Origin of the sequence: Rhodanobacter thiooxydans (genome assembly GCF_030291135.1) — a bacterium.
Lineage (GTDB): Bacteria > Pseudomonadota > Gammaproteobacteria > Xanthomonadales > Rhodanobacteraceae > Rhodanobacter > Rhodanobacter thiooxydans_A.
Genome location: NZ_CP127409.1, coordinates 1,033,697 through 1,053,304, shown reverse-complemented (window position 1 = coordinate 1,053,304; position 19,608 = coordinate 1,033,697). Strand labels below are relative to the sequence as shown.

The following is a 19,608-nucleotide window of genomic DNA, read 5'->3' as shown; positions in this document are numbered from 1 at the left end:
GCCTCTGGAGGCACTGCGACGATCCGGCTTACTTGCCGGCGCTGGCCGCTGCGGCCGGTGCGGCAGCGCTGCCGGCCGGGGCCGGTGCCGTGCCCGACGCGGCCGGCGCCCCTTCGAGCGTCGGCGGCTGCAGGCCCGCTTCCTGTTCGGGGGTCTGCTCCGGTGCGTTGCTGATCGGCAGGAACACGTTGTATTTCGCGTAGGTGGTGATGTTGCCGCCGGCGTCCTTCACTTCCGGCGTGGCGATCACGTCGTAGGCGCGGTTGACCACGTCGTCGTACTTGTAGCCGTGGGTCTGCGCATAAGCCTTGAGCATGTCGCGGGTCTGCGGCACGCCGGCGAAGGTGCCGTTCCACACGCCCTTCAGCGCCGCGCCGCCGAAGGCCAGCGTGGCGCGCACGTTGCCGTCCACCACCACGCGGCCGTAGCGGTCGCGGCTGCCGACGGCGACGCTGGCGTCCGCGGCGGCGGCCGCGCTGCTGGCCTCGGCCGGTGCGCCGGAAGCGTCCAGCGCCGGCGGGGTCGCCGCGGTCAGCTGCTCGCTCTGGCCGTTGATGGTCAGCGTGCTGGAGTCGATCGGGAACGCCACGTCGAAGCTGTAGGTCTGGTCGCCGTAGTTGGTGGTGATCAGGATGCGCGAGCCGGTGACGTTCACGCCAAGCTTCTTGGCAGCTGCCTGGACTTCAGCTTTGGCCTTGGTGATGGCGTCTTCCACCGCCTCCATGCCGTCCTTGCGCTGGATCGAGGTGGACACCAGCAGCACCGGGGTCGGCTGGGTCTGCTGAATGGAGGGAATCAGCTGGCTGTAGTCGATGTTCGGCACACCGGCCAGCACGTTCTGCAGGTTGTTCAGGCTGAACTGGATGAACGAGTCGGGATCGCCGTGGATGTACAGGTTGGCGAAGCGGTTGACCAGGTTCCAGCCATAGGAGACGTCATACGACCAGGTGACCTGGGTCAGCTGCCCGCGGCTGCCCTGGCGTTCCAGGTCCAGCGTGAAATGCTTGTCCAGGCCGCGCCAGCTGTTGTCCAGGTTCCAGACGATGCTGGCGGTCTTGGTGTTGCTGTCGATCTTGTCGAACTCAGGCGTGGCGCTGGCGATGGTCAGGCCGCCGTTGCCGACCTTCGGGTCGGTGCTGGCCCAGCTGACCTCGGCACCCGGGCCGTACGACTTGCCGGAGAATTTGAACTGGATGTTCGGGTCGAACGAGCGCAATACCGAGTAGTCGGGCAGGCGGCGGTAGTTGTCGAGCACGTCGTAGACCTGCCGCATGTCCTTGCCGATGACCAGTTGGCGCTCCACGTGGCCACTGCCGGGCATGACCACAGCTGCCAGGACACCGATGACCGCCACGATGACCAGGGCAACAAGAAATTCAAAGACACGCATCATTCCAGAGTTCTCCGAAGCGTCTTTACGCCGTACCTAGATAGTGTTGTCCCAGCCGTCCGCGCGGGCCCGCCCGAGGGTTCATCCCGAGGGCCATGGCAGGGGGTCGGCAAACGCCGAAGCTACGGATGTTACTTGCTCACGGGCCGGAACGCTATCGCCGGCATCACCCCATCCGGAAGGCCAAAAACGGGCTGCGGCGGGCCGCCGGCACCGGCGCCGGGCAGCGCCCGCCCGCGTCAGACAATGCCCATTTCCAGCGCCTTCAGCACGGCCCGGGTGCGGTCGCGTACGCCAAGTTTGGACAGGATGTTGGAAACGTGGTTCTTCACCGTGCCCTCGGCCACCTTCAGCGAATTGGCGATTTCCTTGTTGCTGTAGCCCCCGGACAGCAGCCGCAGGATCTCGGTCTCGCGCTCGGTCAGCGGGTCCGGCTGCTCCAGGCTGGTGAAACTGTTCTGCATCCGCGCCACCCCGGCCATCAGGCGCTGGGTGACCATCGGCGCCACCAGCGAGCCACCGCTGGCCACGGTGCGCACCGCCTCGACCAGTTGCTCCAGCGAGACGTCCTTCAGCAGGTAGCCGCGCGCGCCGGCCTTGAGGCCCTGCAGCACCAGTTGGTCGTCGTCGAAGGTGGTCAGGATGATGGTCGGCGGCAATTCGTTGCGGGCGGACAGCGCCTGCAGCACCTCCAGCCCGCTCATGTTCGGCATGCGCAGGTCCAGCAGCACCACGTCCGGCTTGACCCGCGGGATGTCCTGCACCGCCTGCGCGCCGTCGGCGCACTCGGCCACCACGCGGATATCTTCAGCCAGGTCCAGCAGCGATCGAACGCCCTGGCGCACCAGATTCTGGTCGTCGACGAGACAAACGGAAATCATCGCGGATCCTCGGACAAACTGACTTGAGAAAGTGATACTGGCGGCTGGCGGTTCGGGCCGCTGCCAACGCCGGCGCACTTTGCGCCCCCGGCGCGGGCCGCCAAAGATTACGACACATTCAGCGCGGGCGGTTCAAACCGCGTCGGCGCGTGCGCCAGCGCGCTGTGCTCGCCCAGCGGCAGCCGCACGGTCAGTGCAAAGCCCCGGCTCAGGCCGGTGTCCAGCACCACGCTGCCACCAAATTCGGCCAGCCGCTCGCGCATGCCGGACAGGCCATTGCCCGGCTCGACGTTCTCGGCGCCGCGACCGTCGTCGCGCGCGTGCAGGCCGAGCAGGTTGTCCCCTGCATAGGCGAAATTCAGCCACAGATTGCGTGCGCCGGCGTGCTTGGCGGTATTGGTGATGATCTCCTGGGCGCAGCGCAGCAGCACCTGCGCGCGGCGCGGGTCCTCCACGCTGAAACGCGGCGGCATGACCACGTGCACGCTCAGGCCGGGCACGCCCTCGGTGAGGCTGCGCAGCGCCTGGGTCAGGTCGATCGCGTCGTCCTGGCGCAGCTCGCTGACCACCTCGCGCACGTCGGCCAGCAGCAGCTTGGCCGTGCTCTGCGCCTTGCGCACGTGCGCGCCGGCCGCTTCGTTGCTGAGATGGCTGGCCACTTCGAGGTTCAGGCTCAGCGCGGTCAGGTGGTGGCCGATCAGGTCGTGCAGGTCGCGCGCGATGCGCATGCGCTCGGCGATCCGGCTGGACTCGGCCAGCAAGGCGCGGGTAGCGCGCAGCTCGGAGTTCAGGCGACGCTGCACTTCGCGCTGTTCGGCCTGCTGGCTGGCCACCGTCGAGGTCACGAACACCAGCACCGAGATGCCCAGGTAGATACTGGCCTGGATGAAGCCCACGGCAATACTGTGGTCGTATTCGGGGAAGGTGGCGAAGATCGCCACCAGGCTCAGGTGCTGCAGCACCAGCCAGAACACCGCCAGCCAGAACGGCAGCAGCCACGGCAGCACCAGCGAGGCGACCACCATCAACATCGCCGACAGGCCGCTGTGGCTGTACCAGCCCACCGCCACCGCGGCTGCCGTCATCAGGGCCAGGCCCAGCAGCTTCAGGCCCGGGTAGCGGCGCGAGCCGAGGTTGCTGGTCAACAGCCAGTACATCAGGCCGAAGACCAGGTAGCACAGCGTCCACAACAGCAGCGAGAAATTCGGGCGATGCAGCTGGTCGAGTCTTTCGGTGGCCCAGTTGGTGACCAGCGGCGTGCCCGCCGACAGGTAGGTGAAGAAGCCCGCATAGCGAAGCAGACGGATGTGATTGATGAATGGCCAGCGCATCCCCGCATCATTGGCCGTGGCTGCGTTTCGCGCAATGCGCGAGAAGTCATGGCCGGCCGGGGCGTCCCGCTCGTTTTACGAAGCTTTTACATGTGCCCTTGCGAGATGTAAGGGCTGCGGCCGCATGGCATAATGAGCCATTGCGCGAGGCTGCTGCCCGACCTCGTCCCCGATTCCATCATTGCGGAGCAACGAATGGCCCTTGCCATCCGCGACGTGCGCGAGCACGACCTGGATGCCGTACTGGCGCTCAACAACGCCGCCGGTCGCTCCATCCTCGCCCTCGATACAGCCCAGTTGCGCTACTTCCACGAGCACGCCGAGTACTTCCGCGTGGCCGAGATCGACGGTCATCTGGCCGGGTTCCTGATCGCGCTGCGCGAAGGCAGCGACTACGACAGCCCGAATTACCGCTGGTTTGCCGAGCACTACCCGCAGTTCGTCTACATCGACCGCATCGTTATCGCGAACGCCTACCGCCGCCACGGCCTGGGCCGCATCTTCTACTGCGACGTGCACAGCTACGCCGAAGTGCGCGTGCCGCTGCTCACCTGCGAGGTGTTCCTGGAGCCGCGCGACGACGTGGTGGTGCTGTTCCACGGCACCTACGGCTTTCAGGAAGTCGGCCAGCAGCGCATGGGCGAGCACGGCCCGCAGGTCAGCCTGCTGGCCCGCGACCTGCCCAGCTACGCCTACGTGCGCGACACCTGGCTCGAACACGGCGGCCTGCCCGACGTGCCATGGCTGGCCGAACGCGAACGCCCCGCCCTGCACGACGCCACCCCGCGCCGCCACGCCGGGGAGCGGCGCCCGTGAGTGTAAAAACAGAGACCAACGATGCCTGCGACCTGCGCTTCGGCCAGGTCGGCATTGCCTGCGTGCGCGTGCGCCGGGTCGACGCCGCCGCACTGTGCGACGAACTCGAGCGCCGCGTGCGCGCCGCGCCGCAGATGTTTGCCCGCGCCGCCGTGGTGCTGGACCTGAGCCACCTGCTCAACCTGCCCGACGACGGCGCCGTCGATGCTCTGCTCGAGGCGGTGCGCAGCGCCGGCATGCTGCCGGTCGGCCTGGCCTACGGCACCAGCGAGACCGAGGCATTGGCCCGGCGCATGGGCCTGCCGCTGATCGCCAAGTTCCGCGCCGCCTACGAGCCCGCCCAGGGCAGCGCACCTGCTGCCGAACCGGCCACGCGCAGCGAGCCCGCCCCGGCGGTGCAGCGCGAGCCGATCCTGTCGGCACCGCCGCCCGGCAGCATGCAGGGCGCCCAGCACCACAACGGTTCGGTACGCTCGGGCCAGCAGATCTATGCACGCGACCGCGACCTGATCGTCACCGGCGCCGTCGCCAACGGCGCCGAGGTGATTGCCGACGGCAACATCCACATCTACGGTGGCCTGCGCGGTCGTGCCATGGCCGGCGCGCAAGGCGACGAAAAGGCACGTATCTTCGTCTCGGACTTCCGCGCCGAACTGGTGGCGATCGCCGGCCAGTACCGCGTGTTCGAACAGATTCCTGACGACCTCGAGGGCCAGTCCGTGCAATGCTGGCTCGAAGGCGACAAGCTGATGATCGCCAGGCTGTAATCACCTACAACAAGAACAATCATGCGGAGATGGGCCCTTGACTGCTGAGATTATCGTTGTCACCTCCGGCAAAGGCGGCGTCGGCAAGACGACGACCAGCGCCTCGCTCGCCACCGGCCTGGCCATGGCCGGCAAGAAAGTCGCCGTGATCGACTTCGACGTCGGCCTGCGCAACCTCGACCTGATCATGGGCTGCGAACGCCGCGTGGTGTACGACTTCGTCAACGTCGTGCACGGCGAAGCGACGCTGAAGCAGTCGCTGATCAAGGACAAGCGCTACGAGAACCTGTACGTGCTGGCCGCCAGCCAGACCCGCGACAAGGACGCGCTGACCCAGGAAGGCGTCGAGAAGGTGCTCGACGGCCTGTCCGAAATGGATTTTGACTACGTCGTGTGCGACTCCCCGGCCGGCATCGAGAAAGGTGCGCACCTGGCGATGTATTTCGCCGACCACGCGGTGGTGGTGGTCAACCCGGAAGTCTCCTCGGTGCGTGATTCGGACCGCATCCTCGGCCTGCTCGCCAGCAAGACCCGGCGCGCCGAGAAGGGCGAGTCGCCAATCACCCAGCACCTGCTGCTGACCCGCTACAACCCGGCCCGCGTCGCCATCGGCGAGATGCTCAGCGTGAAGGACGTCGAGGAGATCCTCGGCATCGAGGTGGTCGGCGTGATCCCCGAGTCGGAGAACGTGCTGACCGCCTCGAACAACGGCATCCCGGTGATCGTCGATGCCGCATCACTGGCCGGCCAGGCGTACAGCGATACGGTGGCCCGCATCCTCGGCGAAGAGCGCCCGCTGCGCTTCATCGACGTGCCCAAAAAGGGCTTTCTCCAGCGCGTGTTCGGAGGTTGATCACGATGGGTATTCTCGATTTCCTCAAGCGCAAGCCCGAAGCCACCGCCACGGTGGCACGCGAACGCCTGCGCATCATCGTGGCCCAGGAGCGCTCCACCCGCGGCGCACCCGACTACCTGCCGATGATGCGCAACGAGCTGCTCGAAGTGATCAAGAAATACGTCCACGTCGACCTCGATGCGATCAACATCAATTTCGAACGCGACAGCGGCCATGAAATCCTCGAGCTCTCGGTCACCCTGCCGGAAGGCAAGCAGGCGGCCGGGGGCGAGGCCAAGACTGGCTGAAAACCGGCCGAGCCACCGCCGTTGCGCTCTTCTGCCGGGCGATCCCGCCTCGCCCGGCACTCCCCGCCACTGAAGTCATCCGCGCCCACTGCGCACGCCCATGCACCCCGACCTCCCTCCTGTCCCCGCCGACCCGGCCAGCACTGTGCTGCGCGTGGGCCAGATCGGCTTTGACGCGCCCACGGCCCTGCTCGACCGCTTCGGCCTGCAATTGCGGTGGGTGGCGCCGGGCGAGCCGATTCCCGGCAGCTTCTGGGGCGGCGAGGAGGCCGGCATCATCGGCAGCACCGTCTATGCCCGCGACGACACCCCGGTGCATTCGCTGCTGCATGAAGCCGGCCACCTGATCGTGCTGCCACCGGAAAGACGTCCAGACGTCCATACCGACGCCACCGACTCGATCGAGGAAGAGGACGCCACCTGCTACCTGCAGATCGTGCTGGCCGACGAATTGCCCGGCGTGGGGCGCGCACGCCTGATGGCCGACATGGACGCCTGGGGCTACACCTACCGACTCGGCTCGACCCGCGCCTGGTTCGAGCAGGACGCGGACAACGCCCGCGATTTCCTCCAGGCGCGCGGCCTGCCCTGCTGACCTGCTGCAGCGGCTACTTCGGGTGCCAGTCGCCGTCGTCGCCCTTGCGGTACTTCTTCTTCACCGCCGCCCAGGCCACCTTGTGCGCGGCCTCCTCGCGCGACTCGCTGCCGCGGCGCTCATCCTTGTCGGCATATTCGTCCCAGGCGCTGTTGAACGCCTCCTTGTAGATCTCCTGCGCGTGCTTCGGCACATGGCTGCGCACGGCATCGGGCAATTCGCTGATGGATGAGTACGGCATGGCTCGGACTCCGCAGCTGACGAAACGCTGCCGGCAACCGTGGACCACGCGCGATCAAACCGCCGTCAACTTCATGTTGCCTCCGCGGCAACCACGACGCTCCGTTCAGCGACGCGAGACGTGCGGATCGCCAGGCACATACCAGCGCCAGGGTTCGTCCGTTGCCCGGCTGATGCCGACGCGCGCCGTGACCACGGGCGCAGCGGGCGGCGGCACGCCGTCGTCGACGATGCTGAATCCGCTGGCGCCGCCGACCAGGTCGATGCCGTCCTGCGCGCGGCCGATGCCCATGGCCTGGCACAATCGTGCCGGCCCGCGGCACAGGTCGCGGTCGCTGCGGCAACCTGGCCGCGCCGCACGCATCGCGGCCAACCCGGTCAGCGGCGCCAGTGCGCGCAGCAACACCGCGACGCCTTCACCCTCCTCGCCGCACACCGGGTTGCAGCACCAGTGCATGCCATAAGTGAAGTACACGTAGAGCAACCCGGGCGCACCGAACATCGTCGCATTGCGCGCCGTGCGGCCGCGCCACGAGTGCGCGGCCGGATCCACCGGCCCGCAGTAGGCCTCGGTTTCCACGATGCGACCGCTGCGACCGTCCGCATTCAACAAGACCTTGTTCAGCAGGTCGGGTGCGACCGTGCGCGGATCGCGCCGGTAGAACGCGCGATCCAGCGCCACGGGCCGCTCAGGCATGCTCGCGCATCCGCGACACGAACGCCGCTGCCGGCTTGCGGCGGGACAACAGCGACGCCACGCTCAGCCCGCCGACTTCGGCTGGTAGCTGCCCACGTCCGCGCGAAAACCGATCGCCAGGCGGTTCCAGCCGTTGATGGTGATGATGGCCAGGGTGAGGTCGACCATCGACTTGTCGTCGAACTGCGCGTGCACCTCGTCGTACAGGTCATCGGGCAGTTCGTTCGTCGACACCAGGGTGACCGCCTCGGCCCAGGCCAGCGCGGCACGTTCGCGTGCCGAGTAGAATGGCGCCTCGCGCCACGCCGCCAGCACATGCAGGCGCTGTTCCGTCTCGCCGGCGGCGCGCGCGTCCTTGCTGTGCATGTCCAGGCAATACGCGCAACCGTTGATCTGCGACACGCGCATCTTCACCAGCTCGATCAGCGAGTGCTCCAGGCCCGAGCCGTGCACATACATTTCCAGGCCCAGCATGGCCTTCAGGCCCGCCGGTGCCGCCTTGCCGTACTCGATACGCTTGCTCATTGCAGACTCCTCGATGAAAAAACTGCCTGCGTCGCTCAGGCCGGCTCGAACAGCCGCTGTGCGTCCGCATAAGTGAAAGTTGCCGCCAGGCCGTCGAAGCGGCCGCTCTCGCGCAGGGCCGCGGCGGCGCGATCCACTGCCGCCATCGCCAGCGTGGCGAAACGTGTGGCCGTGCTCACGCGGGCCACGCCGAGCCGGGCCAGTTCAGCCAGCTCGGGCATGCCGGGGCCGGCGGCCACGTTGACCGGGGCAGCGACCGCCTGCACCAGCGCGGCCAGCGTGGCGCGGTCGCCCAAACCGATCGGATAGATGCCGTCGGCGCCCGCCGCCAGATAGGCCCGCGCACGCTGCACGGCATCGGCGAGCGGTGCAGCCGGATCGGCAGCATGCTGCATCCAGTTGTCCACCCGCGCGTTGATCACGATCGGCACGCCAGCCGCCTCGGCGGCCCCGCGTGCGGCGCGGATGCGGGCCGCGGCTTCCTCGACAGGCCGCAGCGGGCCGTGGCCGGGGCGCCCGTCCTCCAGGTTGATGCCCACCGCACCCGCCGCGATCACCGCGCGTACCGTGGCGGCCACCGCCTCCGGCGTCTCGCCGTAGCCGGTCTCGATGTCCGCCGTCACCGGCAACTCGACCACCCGCGTGATCCGTGTGATCGCCGCCAGCACTTCGGCCAGCGGCGCCTGCTCGCCGTCAGCGTAGCCGAGCGACCAGGCCATGCCGGCGCTGGTGGTGGCGATCGCGGCGAAGCCGCGCTGCGCGAACAGCCGTGCGCTGCCCGCATCCCACGCGTTCGGCAACAGCAGGATCGCGGTGCGGTCGTGCATCCTGCGGAACGCCTGCGCCCGGTCGATCTGCACCTGCTTGTCCATGGCTTGCAACCCTTGTCCGCCGATGGCGGTTAAACGCGCAGCGTACGCCGCTTGCGCCCCGCGCGGAAACTACTGAAAAATGGCCGCCTCCGGTGCCGGCAGCCCACGCCGATGGCACGCCCTTCGAAAGAGAACCAGCATGCCCCGAACCGCACGCCTCCTGCTCGGCCTGGTCGCCGCGCTGACGCTGGGCAACGCCACGGCGGCCGCCGTCGACAGCGCCACCGCGGACCAGGCCTTCATGCACCTGGCCGACGGCTACTTCGACAGCTACTACTTCCCAACCAACCCCTCCACCGCCACCCTCGACGGCATCCACGCCTACGACGACAAACTCGAAGGCTATTCGCGCAGCGACATCGAGGCCAACGTCAAGGCGCTCAGGCAATGGGAGCGGCGCGTGGCGGCGGTCGATCCCGCGCCGCTGGGTGAGCGCGTGCGTGGCGATCGCGAGCTGGTGCTGAACAACATCCGCAGCACCCTGCTGACGCTGGAGACGATCCGGCCGTGGCAGAAGAACCCGGACATCTATTCCAGCGGCATCACCAGCAGCGCGTTCACCCTGATGGAGCGCAAGTTTGCCCCGCCGGAAACCCGCCTGCGCGCGCTGATCGCACGCGAACGGCTGATGCCGGCAGTGCTCGCCGCGGCACGCCGGAATCTCGACAACCCGCCGAAGATCTACGTGCAGATCGCGCTGGAACAGCTGCCGGGGCTGGTGCAGTTTTTCCGCAACGACGTGCCGGCGGCCTTCACCGCGGTCACCGACGCGGAGCTGAAGCGCCAATTCGCCAGCAGCAACGCCGCCGTGATCCAGGCGCTGGAGGATTACCAGGGGTGGCTGAAGAGCGCCGTGCTGCCGGGCGCGCACGGCGACTTCCGCATTGGCGCCGCCGCGTTCCGCGACAAGCTGAAGTACGACGAGATGGTCACCCTGCCGCTGGACCGGCTGCTCGCCATCGACATGGCCGACCTGCGCCAGAACCAGCGCCGCTTCGCCGAAGTGGCGCACCAGCTCGACCCGACCAAGACTCCGCGCCAGGTGCTGGCGGAACTTGGCTCCGACTACCCTCCCCCGGACAAGCTGCTTGAGAGCTTCCGCGCCACCTTCGACCACCTGACCGCCTTCATCCGGCAGAAACGGATCATCACGATTCCCTCGGACGTGCGGCCGATCCTGGAGGAAACCCCGCCATTCATGCGTGCCACCACGTTCGCCTCGATGGACACGCCCGGGCCGTACGAGACCGTCGCCAGGGAGGCCTACTTCAACGTCACCCTGCCCGAGCCCGGCTGGAACAGCCAGCGCACGCAGGAGTTCATGGCGCAGTTCAACTACCCGGTGATCAGCTCCGTCGCCACCCACGAGGCCTATCCCGGCCACTACATCCAGTTCCTGTGGATGCAGCGCCTCGATGACCGCGTGCGCAAGCTGCTCGGCGCCAACACCAACGTCGAGGGCTGGGCGCACTACTGCGAGCAGATGATGCTGGACGCCGGGCTGGCGCAGTTCGAATTCCCGCACGACCGGCGCCAGCAATTGCTGCTGCGGCTCGGCCAGCTGCAGGATGCCCTGCTGCGCAACGCACGCTTCGTGGTCGGCATCAAGCTGCACACCGGGCAGATGACGATGGACCAGGCGGTCGACTTCTTCGTCAACGAGGGCTACCAGTCGCGCGCGGTCGGCGAGGTCGAGACCAAGCGCGGCACGGCCGATCCCACCTACCTGTACTACACGCTGGGCAAGCTGCAGATCATGAAGCTGCGCGCCGACCTCGAAGCACGGCAGGGCAAGGATTTCAACCTGATGGCGTTCCACGACGGCTTCATGCAGCAGGGTTTCGCGCCGATCCGCATCGTGCGCCGGGCGATGCTGCACGACGACTCGCCCACCCTGTAGGAACGACGCCAGCCGGTCGCGGGTGCCGCCACTGCCGTTCGCGCGGCACTGGCCGGGCACGGCATCACGGCCTAGAGTCGGTGCAGACGAACCGGACGACGGAGGGCGCCATGGCCACGCGCAGGCTCGTGCTGCTGTTCGACGGCACCTGGAACAAGCCCGAATCGAACACCAACGTGGAGCGCCTGCGCCGGCTGCTGGCGCCGCGCGACGACGCCGGCAACGCCCAGCTCATCAACTACATCCCCGGTGTGGGTGTGAAGCCCGGGCTGGCCCACCTGCTCGGCGGCGCGTTCGGCTACGGCCTGTCCGACAACGTGCTCGATGGCTACCGCTGGCTATGCGAAACCTGGCAACCCGGCGACCTGCTCTACCTTTTCGGCTTCAGCCGCGGCGCCTATACCGCACGCAGCCTCGGCGGGCTGATCCGCAAGTGCGGCCTGCTCCGCTGCGGCACCCACGGCAGCGTGGCCAGAGCCGACGTCTCCGCCGCCTACGACTTCTATCGCGACACCCGCAGCAAGCCCGACGACCCGGCCGCGGTGGCATTCCGCGCCAGCCATTCGATCGTGATCGACATCCACTTCATCGGCGTGTGGGACACCGTCGGCTCGCTCGGCATCCCGGGCACCGCCTCGTGGTTTCCCTTTGCGCGCAAGCGCTACCAGTTCCACGACACCGAACTCAGCAAGATCGTGAAGTATGCCTACCAGGCGCTGGCGCTGGACGAGCACCGCGCCGACTTCGCGCCCACGGTATGGACGCGCAATCCGTACACGGTGAAGCCCGGTGAGACGCTGACCTCGAAGAAGCTCGAACAGATCGAGATCGAGCAGCGCTGGTTCATCGGCGCGCACTCCGACGTCGGCGGCGGCAACGAGTGCGATGGCGCCGGGCGCCGACCCGATCCGCTGCCCGACCTGCCGCTGGCGTGGTTGCAGCGCAAGGCCATCGCCGCCGGACTGGCCAGCGACGCGCTGTTCATGCCGGAGGACGACGCCGACTCCGGCATGCCACGCAATTCGTACGCGGAGTTCATGGACGGCCTCTACAAGGAGTTCAAGCCGCCGTTCGACCGCCGGCTCGGCACCGGCGTCAACGAGAAGATCGACGGTTCGGTATGGCAACGCTGGCTCGCCGACTCCAGCTACCGCTCGCCTTCGCTGGTCAGCGCACTGGCCGACAACAGCGCTCTGGTATTGGCAGATGCCGTGACGCGCATCCCCGCTGCCATGCCGGGCTCACCGGCGTAGCCAGTGCGGCGGCGCCTCAACGCGGCTCGGCGATCCCTGCCTGAATCCCGGCCGCCGTATCGACGTCGGCCAGCGGCTGCTCCAGCGGCTGGCGCGTGATGCGGTGATACCACCACCACGCCAGCACGCCGAGCAGGGTCAGCGCCGACGCGCCCAGTGCCAGATGCAGCATGCTCGCCGACAGCAACGGCGACATCACCCCGGCCACGAAACTGCACAGCAGCAGGCTGGCGAACGCCTGCACCGAGGAAATTCCGCCGCGGTGATGCGGAAAGCGGTCCAGCAGCAGCAAGGTCAGCGTCGGGAACGCCAGCTGCACGCCGATGCCGTGCAGGATCAGCGGCAGCATCGACCACGGCAGCCGCGGCGCAGGCAGCGCCAGCGCCAGCAACAGGTGCGCCCCGCACGCCAGCAGCATCACCACATAGCCCAGGCTCACCGTAGACTTCGCGCTGTGCCGCCCGGCCATCCACCCGGACAGCCAGGCGCCGCCGATCAGCCCACTCACCACCGGCACGAACAGCCACGGAAAACCCTGCGCCGACAGCTGCAGCAACCCGCGCACGATGTGCGGCGCCGAGGCGATGTACAGGAACAGGCCGGCAAAATTGACCGAGCTGGAAACCAGCAGCGGCCAGAACACGCGGTCGCGACCGAACGACAGGTAGCCTGCCAGCAGCGGCCGCGGCGCAAACCGCGTGCGCCGTGCCGGCGGATGGGTTTCATCCAGGAACTGCTGCAAGGCCAGCGCCAGCAACAGCGCGAACACGGCGAGCAACCAGAAGATGCCGTGCCAGCCGCCCAGCGGCAGCAGCAGCGCGCCGACCATCGGCGCGATCACCGGCGCCACCCCGAAGATCATCATCACCTGCGACATCAGCCGCTGCGCGGCCGGCCCTTCCAGGCTGTCGCGGATCACCGCCCGGCCCACCACCAACCCGGCGCCGGCGGACATGCCCTGCAGCGCGCGGCACATCAGCAGCATGGCGAACGAACTGGATACCGCGGCGCCCACCGACGCCACCGCGTACACCAGCAAGCCGGCGACCACCACCGGCTTGCGCCCCACCGCGTCGGAGATCGCGCCATGGAACAGACTCATCACGGCATAAGTGGCCAGGTACACGCTGACCAGCTGCTGCAGCGCCGCGGCGTCCACGCCGAAGCGTGCGCCGACCAGCGGAAACGCCGGGAACACTGCGTCGATCGAGAACGGCCCGATCATCGACAGCGCAGCCAGCAGCCATGGCAGGCTGCGGCGCACGGGGCGATGGGCTGGGCTCATGGCGGCACGGTAGCTACGAGGGGCCGCGCAGTATAGAACCGCTGCGCTTGACGATCGACCGGCCCGATCCATTAGGATGGCCGCTCGGAGATGGCATGCCTCCTGTTCCGGCACCTTCATGCGCGCCGGGACAAACCGCTACTCGCGATCCTGCGTTGAAGCTGATGATGCCTGCACCTCCGGTTCCCGGCGGCGCAGGCGCGCCTGCCGCGGCAACCGGACACTTTCACTGTCGGGAGGCACGCACGTGGGCTTGAACGGATTTGTGGCAATCGGCATCGGCGGCGCGCTGGGCTGCTGGCTGCGCTGGGGACTGGGCGTGCTGCTCAACCCCGTCTTCCCCACCCTGCCGCTGGGCACGCTGGCGGCGAACCTCGTCGGCGGCCTGCTGATGGGCTGCGTGATGGGCCTGTTCGACCACTTCCAGACGCTGTCGCCGGCGCTGCGGCTGTTCGTGTTCACCGGCTTCCTCGGCGGACTGACCACGTTCTCCACCTTCTCGGCCGAGTCGGCCACGCTGCTGCTGCGCCAGCAGTACCTGTGGTTCAGCGGCCACGTGGCCGTGCACGTGGTCGGCTCGCTGGCGATGACCGTGCTCGGCATCGCGCTCACCCGCAGCCTCTTGCGCCACTGACCGGGGGTACCGCATGAATCAGGAAAACCTGCAGCAGGGCGTGCACCTGTATTTCTACTGCCACTCGCGCGCGAAGCACGACGGCATGCTGCTTTCCGAGTGGCTGCTGGAACAGGCCAGGGCCCACGGCCTGGGCGGCGGCTCGGTGTTCCGGGCGATCGCCGGCTTCGGCCGGCATGGCGTGCTGCACGAGGAGCAGTTCTTCGAGCTGGCCGACGACCTGCCGGTAAAGATCGAGTTCCTGCTGCGCGAAGAACAGGCCGAACTGCTGCTGCAACTGGTGCGCAGCGCCGGTGTCGACGCGACGTATGCACGTTCGCCGGCAAGCTTTGCCGTGCTCGGCGGCCACTGACCGCCGCGATTTCATCCACCGCGAGACGACGCATGAGCCAGGACGACTTGAAGAATCGCGCCAGCGAACTGCTCGAACAGGCCGGCATCCACATCGACGGCGACGCCCCGACCGACCTGCGCGTACACGACAAGCGCCTGTACGCGCGTGTGTTCGCGCACGGCTCGCTGGGCCTGGGCGAGGCGTACATGGACGGCTGGTGGGATGCCGACGACCTGCCCGCGCTGTGCACCCGCCTGCTCACCGCCGGGCTGGACCAGGAACTGCGCACGCTCGACACCCTGCTCGCCCACCTCAAGGCGCGCTTCGTCAACCTGCAACGCGGCGAGCGCGCGTTCGAGATCGGCAAGGTCCACTACGACCTCGGCAACGACCTGTTCCACGCCATGCTGGGCAAGCGCCTGGTGTATTCCTGCGGCTACTGGGCCAAGGCCGGCAACCTCGATGACGCGCAGGCCGCCAAGCTCGACCTGGTCTGCCGCAAGCTGCAGCTGAAGACCGGCCAGCGCGTGCTGGACATCGGCTGCGGCTGGGGCGAGGCGCTGAAATACGCGGCCGAACGCTACGGCGTGGAGGGCGTCGGCATCACCGTGTCGCAGCAGCAGGCCGATTACGCGCGCGAGCTGTGCAGCGGGCTGCCGATCGAGATCCGCCTGCAGGACTACCGCGAGGTCAACGAGCAGTTCGACGCGGTGTATTCGATCGGCATGTTCGAGCACGTCGGCGGCAAGAACTACCGCACCTATTTCGAAACCGTGCGCCGCTGCCTCAAGGACGACGGCCTGTCGCTGCTGCACTGCATCGGCAGCAACGGCGCGCCGGCGCAGCCCGACCCATGGATCGAGAAGTACATCTTCCCGAACTCGATGATCCCCGCCGCCAGCCAGGTCGCCGCCGCGCTGGAGGACCTGTTCGTGGTCGAGGACTGGCACAACTTCGGCGCCGACTACGACCGCACGCTCACCGCGTGGCGCACCAACGTCGAAGCCGCCTGGCCCAGCCTGCCGCCAAGCTACGACGAACGCTTCCGCCGCATGTGGCGCTATTACCTCGCCGTCTCCGCCGCCGTGTTCCGCAGCCGCCGCGACCAACTGTGGCAACTGGTGCTGAGCCCGCATGGGGTGCCTGGCGGGTATCGGGTGCCGCGGTGAGCGGCTGACCGCGGTTGCCCGCGGTTGCCCGCGCGGCCATCCTGGCGAAGAAACGCCAGACAGCCGTCCCGCCCGAACGGCCGCCGCATGGCGATGTACGATGGCTGGCAGGGGGTACTTCAAGAGGGCGGCCGGGTGTCTGCGGGGCGACATGACTTCGCGCGCCGAAACGCTGCGGGATTAGGTCGCGCGTGGCAAGCGAAGGTATTGATTTCAAGGACGACGGCCGGAGAAAGGGCGCCGCGGACACGGGATAGGCCGTGGGATTAGACTGCAATTTGAAATCTACTAAGAGTTAGACCGCACTGCATATTTTCGTCAACTCAAGGAATGGCCATGTTTCTATTCAAAACCTCCGGAGCAACACTTCCAAGTGTCGTAAAGAATCAGAAACACGCGTTCAGCGGCCAGCCCCGCGACTGGCATATCGGCGAAATTGTTCTTGTCAGCAAGAACCGCGCGGACTGCGGCAAGAGCGAGCGACAAATTCAATATGTCATGGTGCTCGATTCAATACGCCCTATACAACCGAGCGAGTCAGAACGGTACTGGCCAGGCACGGAGGGTCGGTGGCGCTATCTTGTTCAGTGCCACGGCACGCAACGGATCAGCCACCCGTTTAATCTGCAAGAGGCGATTGGCACTCCCGCGAAGGAATACCGGTCGGTCATGACCTTCAAACGCTTAGGCCCAGATCACGAGGCGCAGCTTCGCGCCTTCCTGAAGCATCGCGAGCCAGAGCTTCTGGCATGAGCTCTGTACCAGAATTGCAAGAAAAGTTACGCGCCTTTGTTGCCGCTCGTGATTGGGCCAAGTTTCATTCACCCAAAAACCTCGCGGCGGGCTTAGCCACAGAGGCAGCAGAGATTCTTGAGATCTTTCTGTGGCTCACGGAGGCAGAGAGCTCTCAATTGAGTGCCGACAAGCTCGCGTGCCTAAGAGAAGAGATCGGAGACGTTCAGCTGTACTTGGTAAACCTCGCCGATAAATTCGCGCTTGATCCGCTTGAGTGTGCCTCAGCTAAGCTGGAGGCGAACGAGGCCAAATATCCTGCAGACCTCGTGCGTGGCAGCGCCAAAAAGTACAACGAGTATTAGTCAGGCGTGGTCCAATAATTCGTTCAAGGCAGACGACTAGGCCACCGCTTAACTCCAGCATCAGGCTGTCCCAAGGGGCAATAGTAATGAAAGGCAAGCTTCTTTCTCTCCTTGCAACGTTTCTTGTAGCACCGGCGCTTGCTACGACACCTGCCCCGGTTTGCGACATCGAGATGCAGAGCAATCAGATGGAACGGGGTATGTGCGCTGCCCGCCTTTATAAGCAGGCGGACGACTACCTAAATCAGCTTTATAAGCAACAGGTCAAGTATGAGGTCGATGCCAAAGACCTCCGTGATGCTCAGAAAGCCTGGCTTGAGTACCGGGATAAATCTTGTGCTTATGAAGCCCCTCAAAGCCCGCCTGACGTACAGGGTGGAAGCGATGAAGCCGAGGAGAAATATCGGTGTCTTGCCTCTTACACGCTCGAACGTGCACGAAGGCTTGAGGACTACATTGAATGTCAGTCCTGGAATGGACCATGCATAAGCGGCAGAGCATCGAAATAACGGAACGGATGAAATTGAGTCAGCCCTTCGAGCAAAGTAGGCGCAGGTGATTATTTTTATTTGATCACCTGCACCACGAAATCATCACTACACGCGAACCGCAGGCCAAACATGACCACCTCCGCCCTGGCACTCATCCTGTTCCTCGCCTGGACGCTGCTCCTGCTGGTCGTCATGGAGGCGCTGCGCGGCTACCTCGTGGTCACGGGCCGCGTCCGTTCGAATGAGTTCAAGCCCGACAACGCGAATCTCTCGCCGTTCATGCAGCGGCTCACCCGCGCACACGCCAACTGCGTCGAGAGCCTGCCGGTCTTCGGCGGCCTGCTGCTGCTCGCCATCGTGATGGGCCGGGCGGAAGTCACCGATGCGCTTGCGCCCTGGCTGCTGGGCGCCCGGATCGTACAGTCCGGCATCCACCTGGCCTCAACCAGCGTCATCGCCGTCAATGCCCGCTTCACCGCCTTCGCCGTGCAAATGGGCATCGGCGTCTATTGGGTCTGCAAGCTGCTTGGCCTGTAAGCGATATGGGGCGGAAGAAATGAATCGACCACAGATGCAAGCACCACGCACTCTTCCAGGGAGCCGACATGGATAGCCAGAACAAGTATTGGTTTCCCGCCAAGCGCTACGGTTGGGGCTGGGGTCTGCCGGTCCGGTGGGAGGGCTGGGTTTGCCTGGCCATCTACGCGGGGGGTGTTGCGCTGGTCTTTCGCTTCCTGCGGCCAGCGGCCGACCCCGTCATGTTCGCGATCAGCCTGGTGTTGCTGACCCTCGGCCTGACGGCCGTGTGCTGGCTGAAGGGCGAGCCGCCCCACTGGCGTTCAGGCGACTGACCGGCCCCGAAACCGCGGGCATCCACCCACTCGACCTCGCTGCGCCACGCCGGGCAAGGCGGTAGCGAAGCCCGGCGTCGGGGTGGCGAAGCCCGACCGGGACCTGCCGAACCCCGATGCCGAGGTTCCAGATATCGACGGGGACGTGCGCCACCTCGACGCCGGGGTTCCAGACATCGACGAGGACGTGCGTAACCTCGACGCCGGGGTTCCGGACATCGACGAGCACGTGCGCCACCTCGACGTCGGGGTTCCGGATATCGACAGGGAGGTGCGCAACCCCGACGATGAGGTTCCCGAGGTCGGCCGGCACCCACACCATCCCCACCTCGCGGTTCCATAAGCCAACGGCCCACGCCATGGCCACCTCACCAGGATTGAACCGGCCGCGGCTTGCCGCGACACTCCCTGCATGAAGCCCTCACTTGCCCTGCGCCTGCTCGCCTGCCTCGCCCTGCTGTTCGCCTGTACCTCGGCGCTGGCGAAACCGGCCCTATGGGTGGTGAAGGACGCCGACACCACGATCTACCTGTTCGGCACCGTGCACCTGCTGCCGCGCGACGCCAGCTGGCATTACCCGGCGCTGGACCGCGCGCTCTCGGACAGCCAGACGCTGTATATCGAGCTGGTCGACGACGATGCGGCGAACATGGCTGCGCTGGTGCTGCGCCACGGCATGGACCCGACGCACCCGCTGTCGACCCAGCTCGGCGAGGCGGATGCGCAGCGGCTGCGCATCCTCGCGAACAAGGCCGGCGTACCCGGCGGCATGCAGGCGCTGGACATGATGCGTCCGTGGCTGGCCGCGCTGACACTCACCGTGTCGCCGCTGCTGAAAGCCGGGCTCGATCCGGAGCACGGCGTGGACAAGCAGCTGAAGGCGCAGGCCACCGCCGCCGGCAAGCCGGTGCTGGGGCTGGAAACCGCGGAGCAGCAGATCCGCCTGCTGGCCGACATGCCGCGCTCGGTGGAACTGGACTTCCTGCGCTCGACCATGCGCGAGGCGGCCGACGACTCGGCCAAGCTCACCGAGCTGATCGACGCCTGGAAGGCCGGCGACGTGGATACGATTGCCCGCATCGGCAACGACGACATGCGCCGGCGCGAGCCGAAGCTGTACCAACTGCTGCTGGTACAGCGCAACGAGGCCTGGGCCACGAAGATCGCCACCATGCTGCAGCAGCCCGGCACCGTCTTCATCGCGGTCGGCGCCGCCCACCTGGCCGGGCCGGACAGCGTGCAGGCGCAGCTGCGGCAGCTGGGCATCGAGGCGGTGCGCAAGTAGACACCGCCTGCCCCGCACCGTAGGGCAGGCACCGCCCGCCGGCTTTTGACCG

Annotated in this window: 25 protein-coding genes and 1 riboswitch; of the genes, 17 read left to right on the top strand and 8 right to left on the bottom strand. The window is 66.8% G+C overall.

What is annotated here, in order from left to right; all coding sequences use genetic code 11:
• Positions 1 to 28: 28 nt before the first annotated feature.
• The 3 genes from QQA13_RS04660 to QQA13_RS04650 form a co-directional block, all read right to left on the bottom strand.
• The gene (locus QQA13_RS04660) at positions 29 to 1,393 is read right to left on the bottom strand and encodes a polyketide cyclase (RefSeq protein ID WP_108471119.1); all 1,365 of its coding nucleotides are present in this window, start codon (positions 1,391 to 1,393) and stop codon (positions 29 to 31) included.
• A 236-nt stretch (positions 1,394 to 1,629) separates the two neighbouring features.
• Positions 1,630 to 2,271, bottom strand: coding sequence for a response regulator (locus QQA13_RS04655; RefSeq protein ID WP_108471118.1), 642 nt, complete (start codon positions 2,269 to 2,271; stop codon positions 1,630 to 1,632).
• A gap of 107 nt (positions 2,272 to 2,378) precedes the next feature.
• Positions 2,379 to 3,602 (bottom strand): sensor histidine kinase, encoded by a 1,224-nt coding sequence (locus QQA13_RS04650; RefSeq protein WP_108471117.1) that lies wholly within the window; start codon positions 3,600 to 3,602, stop codon positions 2,379 to 2,381.
• 195 nt (positions 3,603 to 3,797) lie between these two features.
• On the opposite strand from QQA13_RS04650, the gene QQA13_RS04645 reads away from it, so the two are divergent.
• The 5 genes from QQA13_RS04645 (at position 3,798) to QQA13_RS04625 (ending at position 6,923) form a co-directional block, all read left to right on the top strand.
• Positions 3,798 to 4,418 carry a GNAT family N-acetyltransferase gene (locus tag QQA13_RS04645; RefSeq protein WP_108471116.1) on the top strand — a complete coding sequence of 207 codons (621 nt, stop codon included), beginning with the start codon at positions 3,798 to 3,800 and terminating at the stop codon, positions 4,416 to 4,418.
• Positions 4,415 to 5,185: a septum site-determining protein MinC gene (gene minC / locus QQA13_RS04640; protein ID WP_108471115.1), complete on the top strand. Its 771-nt coding sequence runs from the start codon at positions 4,415 to 4,417 to the stop codon at positions 5,183 to 5,185. Before QQA13_RS04645 ends, minC begins: the two co-directional genes overlap by 4 nt.
• A gap of 37 nt (positions 5,186 to 5,222) precedes the next feature.
• Positions 5,223 to 6,038, top strand: a complete 816-nt coding sequence (gene minD, locus QQA13_RS04635; protein ID WP_108471114.1) for a septum site-determining protein MinD — start codon at positions 5,223 to 5,225, stop codon at positions 6,036 to 6,038.
• Positions 6,039 to 6,043: 5 nt separating this feature from the next.
• The gene (gene minE, locus QQA13_RS04630; protein WP_108471113.1) at positions 6,044 to 6,328 is read left to right on the top strand and encodes a cell division topological specificity factor MinE; all 285 of its coding nucleotides are present in this window, start codon (positions 6,044 to 6,046) and stop codon (positions 6,326 to 6,328) included.
• Positions 6,329 to 6,428: 100 nt separating this feature from the next.
• Entirely contained in the window at positions 6,429 to 6,923 is a 495-nt protein-coding gene (locus tag QQA13_RS04625) for a hypothetical protein (protein WP_108471112.1), read from the top strand.
• Between the two features lie 13 nt (positions 6,924 to 6,936).
• Here QQA13_RS04625 and chaB read toward each other — a convergent pair whose 3' ends face one another.
• The 4 genes from chaB to QQA13_RS04605 form a co-directional block, all read right to left on the bottom strand.
• Positions 6,937 to 7,164, bottom strand: a complete 228-nt coding sequence (gene chaB, locus QQA13_RS04620; RefSeq protein WP_108471111.1) for a putative cation transport regulator ChaB — start codon at positions 7,162 to 7,164, stop codon at positions 6,937 to 6,939.
• Between the two features lie 105 nt (positions 7,165 to 7,269).
• The gene (locus QQA13_RS04615; RefSeq protein ID WP_199909815.1) at positions 7,270 to 7,860 is read right to left on the bottom strand and encodes a DNA-3-methyladenine glycosylase; all 591 of its coding nucleotides are present in this window, start codon (positions 7,858 to 7,860) and stop codon (positions 7,270 to 7,272) included.
• 63 nt (positions 7,861 to 7,923) lie between these two features.
• On the bottom strand, positions 7,924 to 8,385 hold the full coding sequence (locus QQA13_RS04610; RefSeq protein ID WP_108471109.1) for a carboxymuconolactone decarboxylase family protein: 462 nt from the start codon (positions 8,383 to 8,385) through the stop codon (positions 7,924 to 7,926).
• 35 nt (positions 8,386 to 8,420) lie between these two features.
• Complete coding sequence (locus QQA13_RS04605) at positions 8,421 to 9,257, bottom strand: isocitrate lyase/PEP mutase family protein (protein ID WP_108471108.1); 837 nt, start codon at positions 9,255 to 9,257, stop codon at positions 8,421 to 8,423.
• 139 nt (positions 9,258 to 9,396) lie between these two features.
• Here QQA13_RS04605 and QQA13_RS04600 point away from each other — a divergent pair, with 139 nt between their 5' ends.
• Positions 9,397 to 11,157 carry a DUF885 domain-containing protein gene (locus tag QQA13_RS04600; protein WP_108471107.1) on the top strand — a complete coding sequence of 587 codons (1,761 nt, stop codon included), beginning with the start codon at positions 9,397 to 9,399 and terminating at the stop codon, positions 11,155 to 11,157.
• A 110-nt stretch (positions 11,158 to 11,267) separates the two neighbouring features.
• The gene (locus tag QQA13_RS04595) at positions 11,268 to 12,410 is read left to right on the top strand and encodes a DUF2235 domain-containing protein (protein WP_108471188.1); all 1,143 of its coding nucleotides are present in this window, start codon (positions 11,268 to 11,270) and stop codon (positions 12,408 to 12,410) included.
• A gap of 16 nt (positions 12,411 to 12,426) precedes the next feature.
• Here the strand turns inward: QQA13_RS04595 and QQA13_RS04590 are convergent, their stop codons facing one another.
• On the bottom strand, positions 12,427 to 13,695 hold the full coding sequence (locus QQA13_RS04590) for a multidrug effflux MFS transporter (protein WP_108471106.1): 1,269 nt from the start codon (positions 13,693 to 13,695) through the stop codon (positions 12,427 to 12,429).
• Between the two features lie 77 nt (positions 13,696 to 13,772).
• A riboswitch (Fluoride riboswitch) is annotated at positions 13,773 to 13,876 on the top strand.
• Positions 13,877 to 13,942: 66 nt separating this feature from the next.
• Between QQA13_RS04590 and crcB the strand changes: the two genes are divergently transcribed.
• The 10 genes from crcB to QQA13_RS04540 all read left to right on the top strand — a co-directional run bounded on the left by crcB (position 13,943) and on the right by QQA13_RS04540 (position 19,556).
• Positions 13,943 to 14,329, top strand: coding sequence for a fluoride efflux transporter CrcB (crcB, locus tag QQA13_RS04585; protein ID WP_108471105.1), 387 nt, complete (start codon positions 13,943 to 13,945; stop codon positions 14,327 to 14,329).
• A 13-nt stretch (positions 14,330 to 14,342) separates the two neighbouring features.
• Positions 14,343 to 14,681: a DUF190 domain-containing protein gene (locus QQA13_RS04580; RefSeq protein ID WP_108471104.1), complete on the top strand. Its 339-nt coding sequence runs from the start codon at positions 14,343 to 14,345 to the stop codon at positions 14,679 to 14,681.
• A gap of 32 nt (positions 14,682 to 14,713) precedes the next feature.
• Complete coding sequence (gene cfa / locus QQA13_RS04575) at positions 14,714 to 15,832, top strand: cyclopropane fatty acyl phospholipid synthase (RefSeq protein WP_108471103.1); 1,119 nt, start codon at positions 14,714 to 14,716, stop codon at positions 15,830 to 15,832.
• 336 nt (positions 15,833 to 16,168) lie between these two features.
• Positions 16,169 to 16,585: a hypothetical protein gene (locus QQA13_RS04570; protein ID WP_159082165.1), complete on the top strand. Its 417-nt coding sequence runs from the start codon at positions 16,169 to 16,171 to the stop codon at positions 16,583 to 16,585.
• Positions 16,582 to 16,929: a nucleotide pyrophosphohydrolase gene (locus QQA13_RS04565; RefSeq protein ID WP_108471102.1), complete on the top strand. Its 348-nt coding sequence runs from the start codon at positions 16,582 to 16,584 to the stop codon at positions 16,927 to 16,929. Before QQA13_RS04570 ends, QQA13_RS04565 begins: the two co-directional genes overlap by 4 nt.
• Positions 16,930 to 17,015: 86 nt before the next feature.
• Entirely contained in the window at positions 17,016 to 17,438 is a 423-nt protein-coding gene (locus QQA13_RS04560; RefSeq protein WP_108471101.1) for a lysozyme inhibitor LprI family protein, read from the top strand.
• Between the two features lie 111 nt (positions 17,439 to 17,549).
• The gene (locus QQA13_RS04555) at positions 17,550 to 17,957 is read left to right on the top strand and encodes an MAPEG family protein (protein WP_108471100.1); all 408 of its coding nucleotides are present in this window, start codon (positions 17,550 to 17,552) and stop codon (positions 17,955 to 17,957) included.
• A 68-nt stretch (positions 17,958 to 18,025) separates the two neighbouring features.
• Positions 18,026 to 18,271 carry a hypothetical protein gene (locus QQA13_RS04550; RefSeq protein ID WP_108471099.1) on the top strand — a complete coding sequence of 82 codons (246 nt, stop codon included), beginning with the start codon at positions 18,026 to 18,028 and terminating at the stop codon, positions 18,269 to 18,271.
• An 82-nt stretch (positions 18,272 to 18,353) separates the two neighbouring features.
• The gene (locus QQA13_RS04545) at positions 18,354 to 18,614 is read left to right on the top strand and encodes a hypothetical protein (protein WP_199909814.1); all 261 of its coding nucleotides are present in this window, start codon (positions 18,354 to 18,356) and stop codon (positions 18,612 to 18,614) included.
• A gap of 69 nt (positions 18,615 to 18,683) precedes the next feature.
• The gene (locus tag QQA13_RS04540; protein WP_199909813.1) at positions 18,684 to 19,556 is read left to right on the top strand and encodes a TraB/GumN family protein; all 873 of its coding nucleotides are present in this window, start codon (positions 18,684 to 18,686) and stop codon (positions 19,554 to 19,556) included.
• Positions 19,557 to 19,608 lie beyond the last annotated feature (52 nt).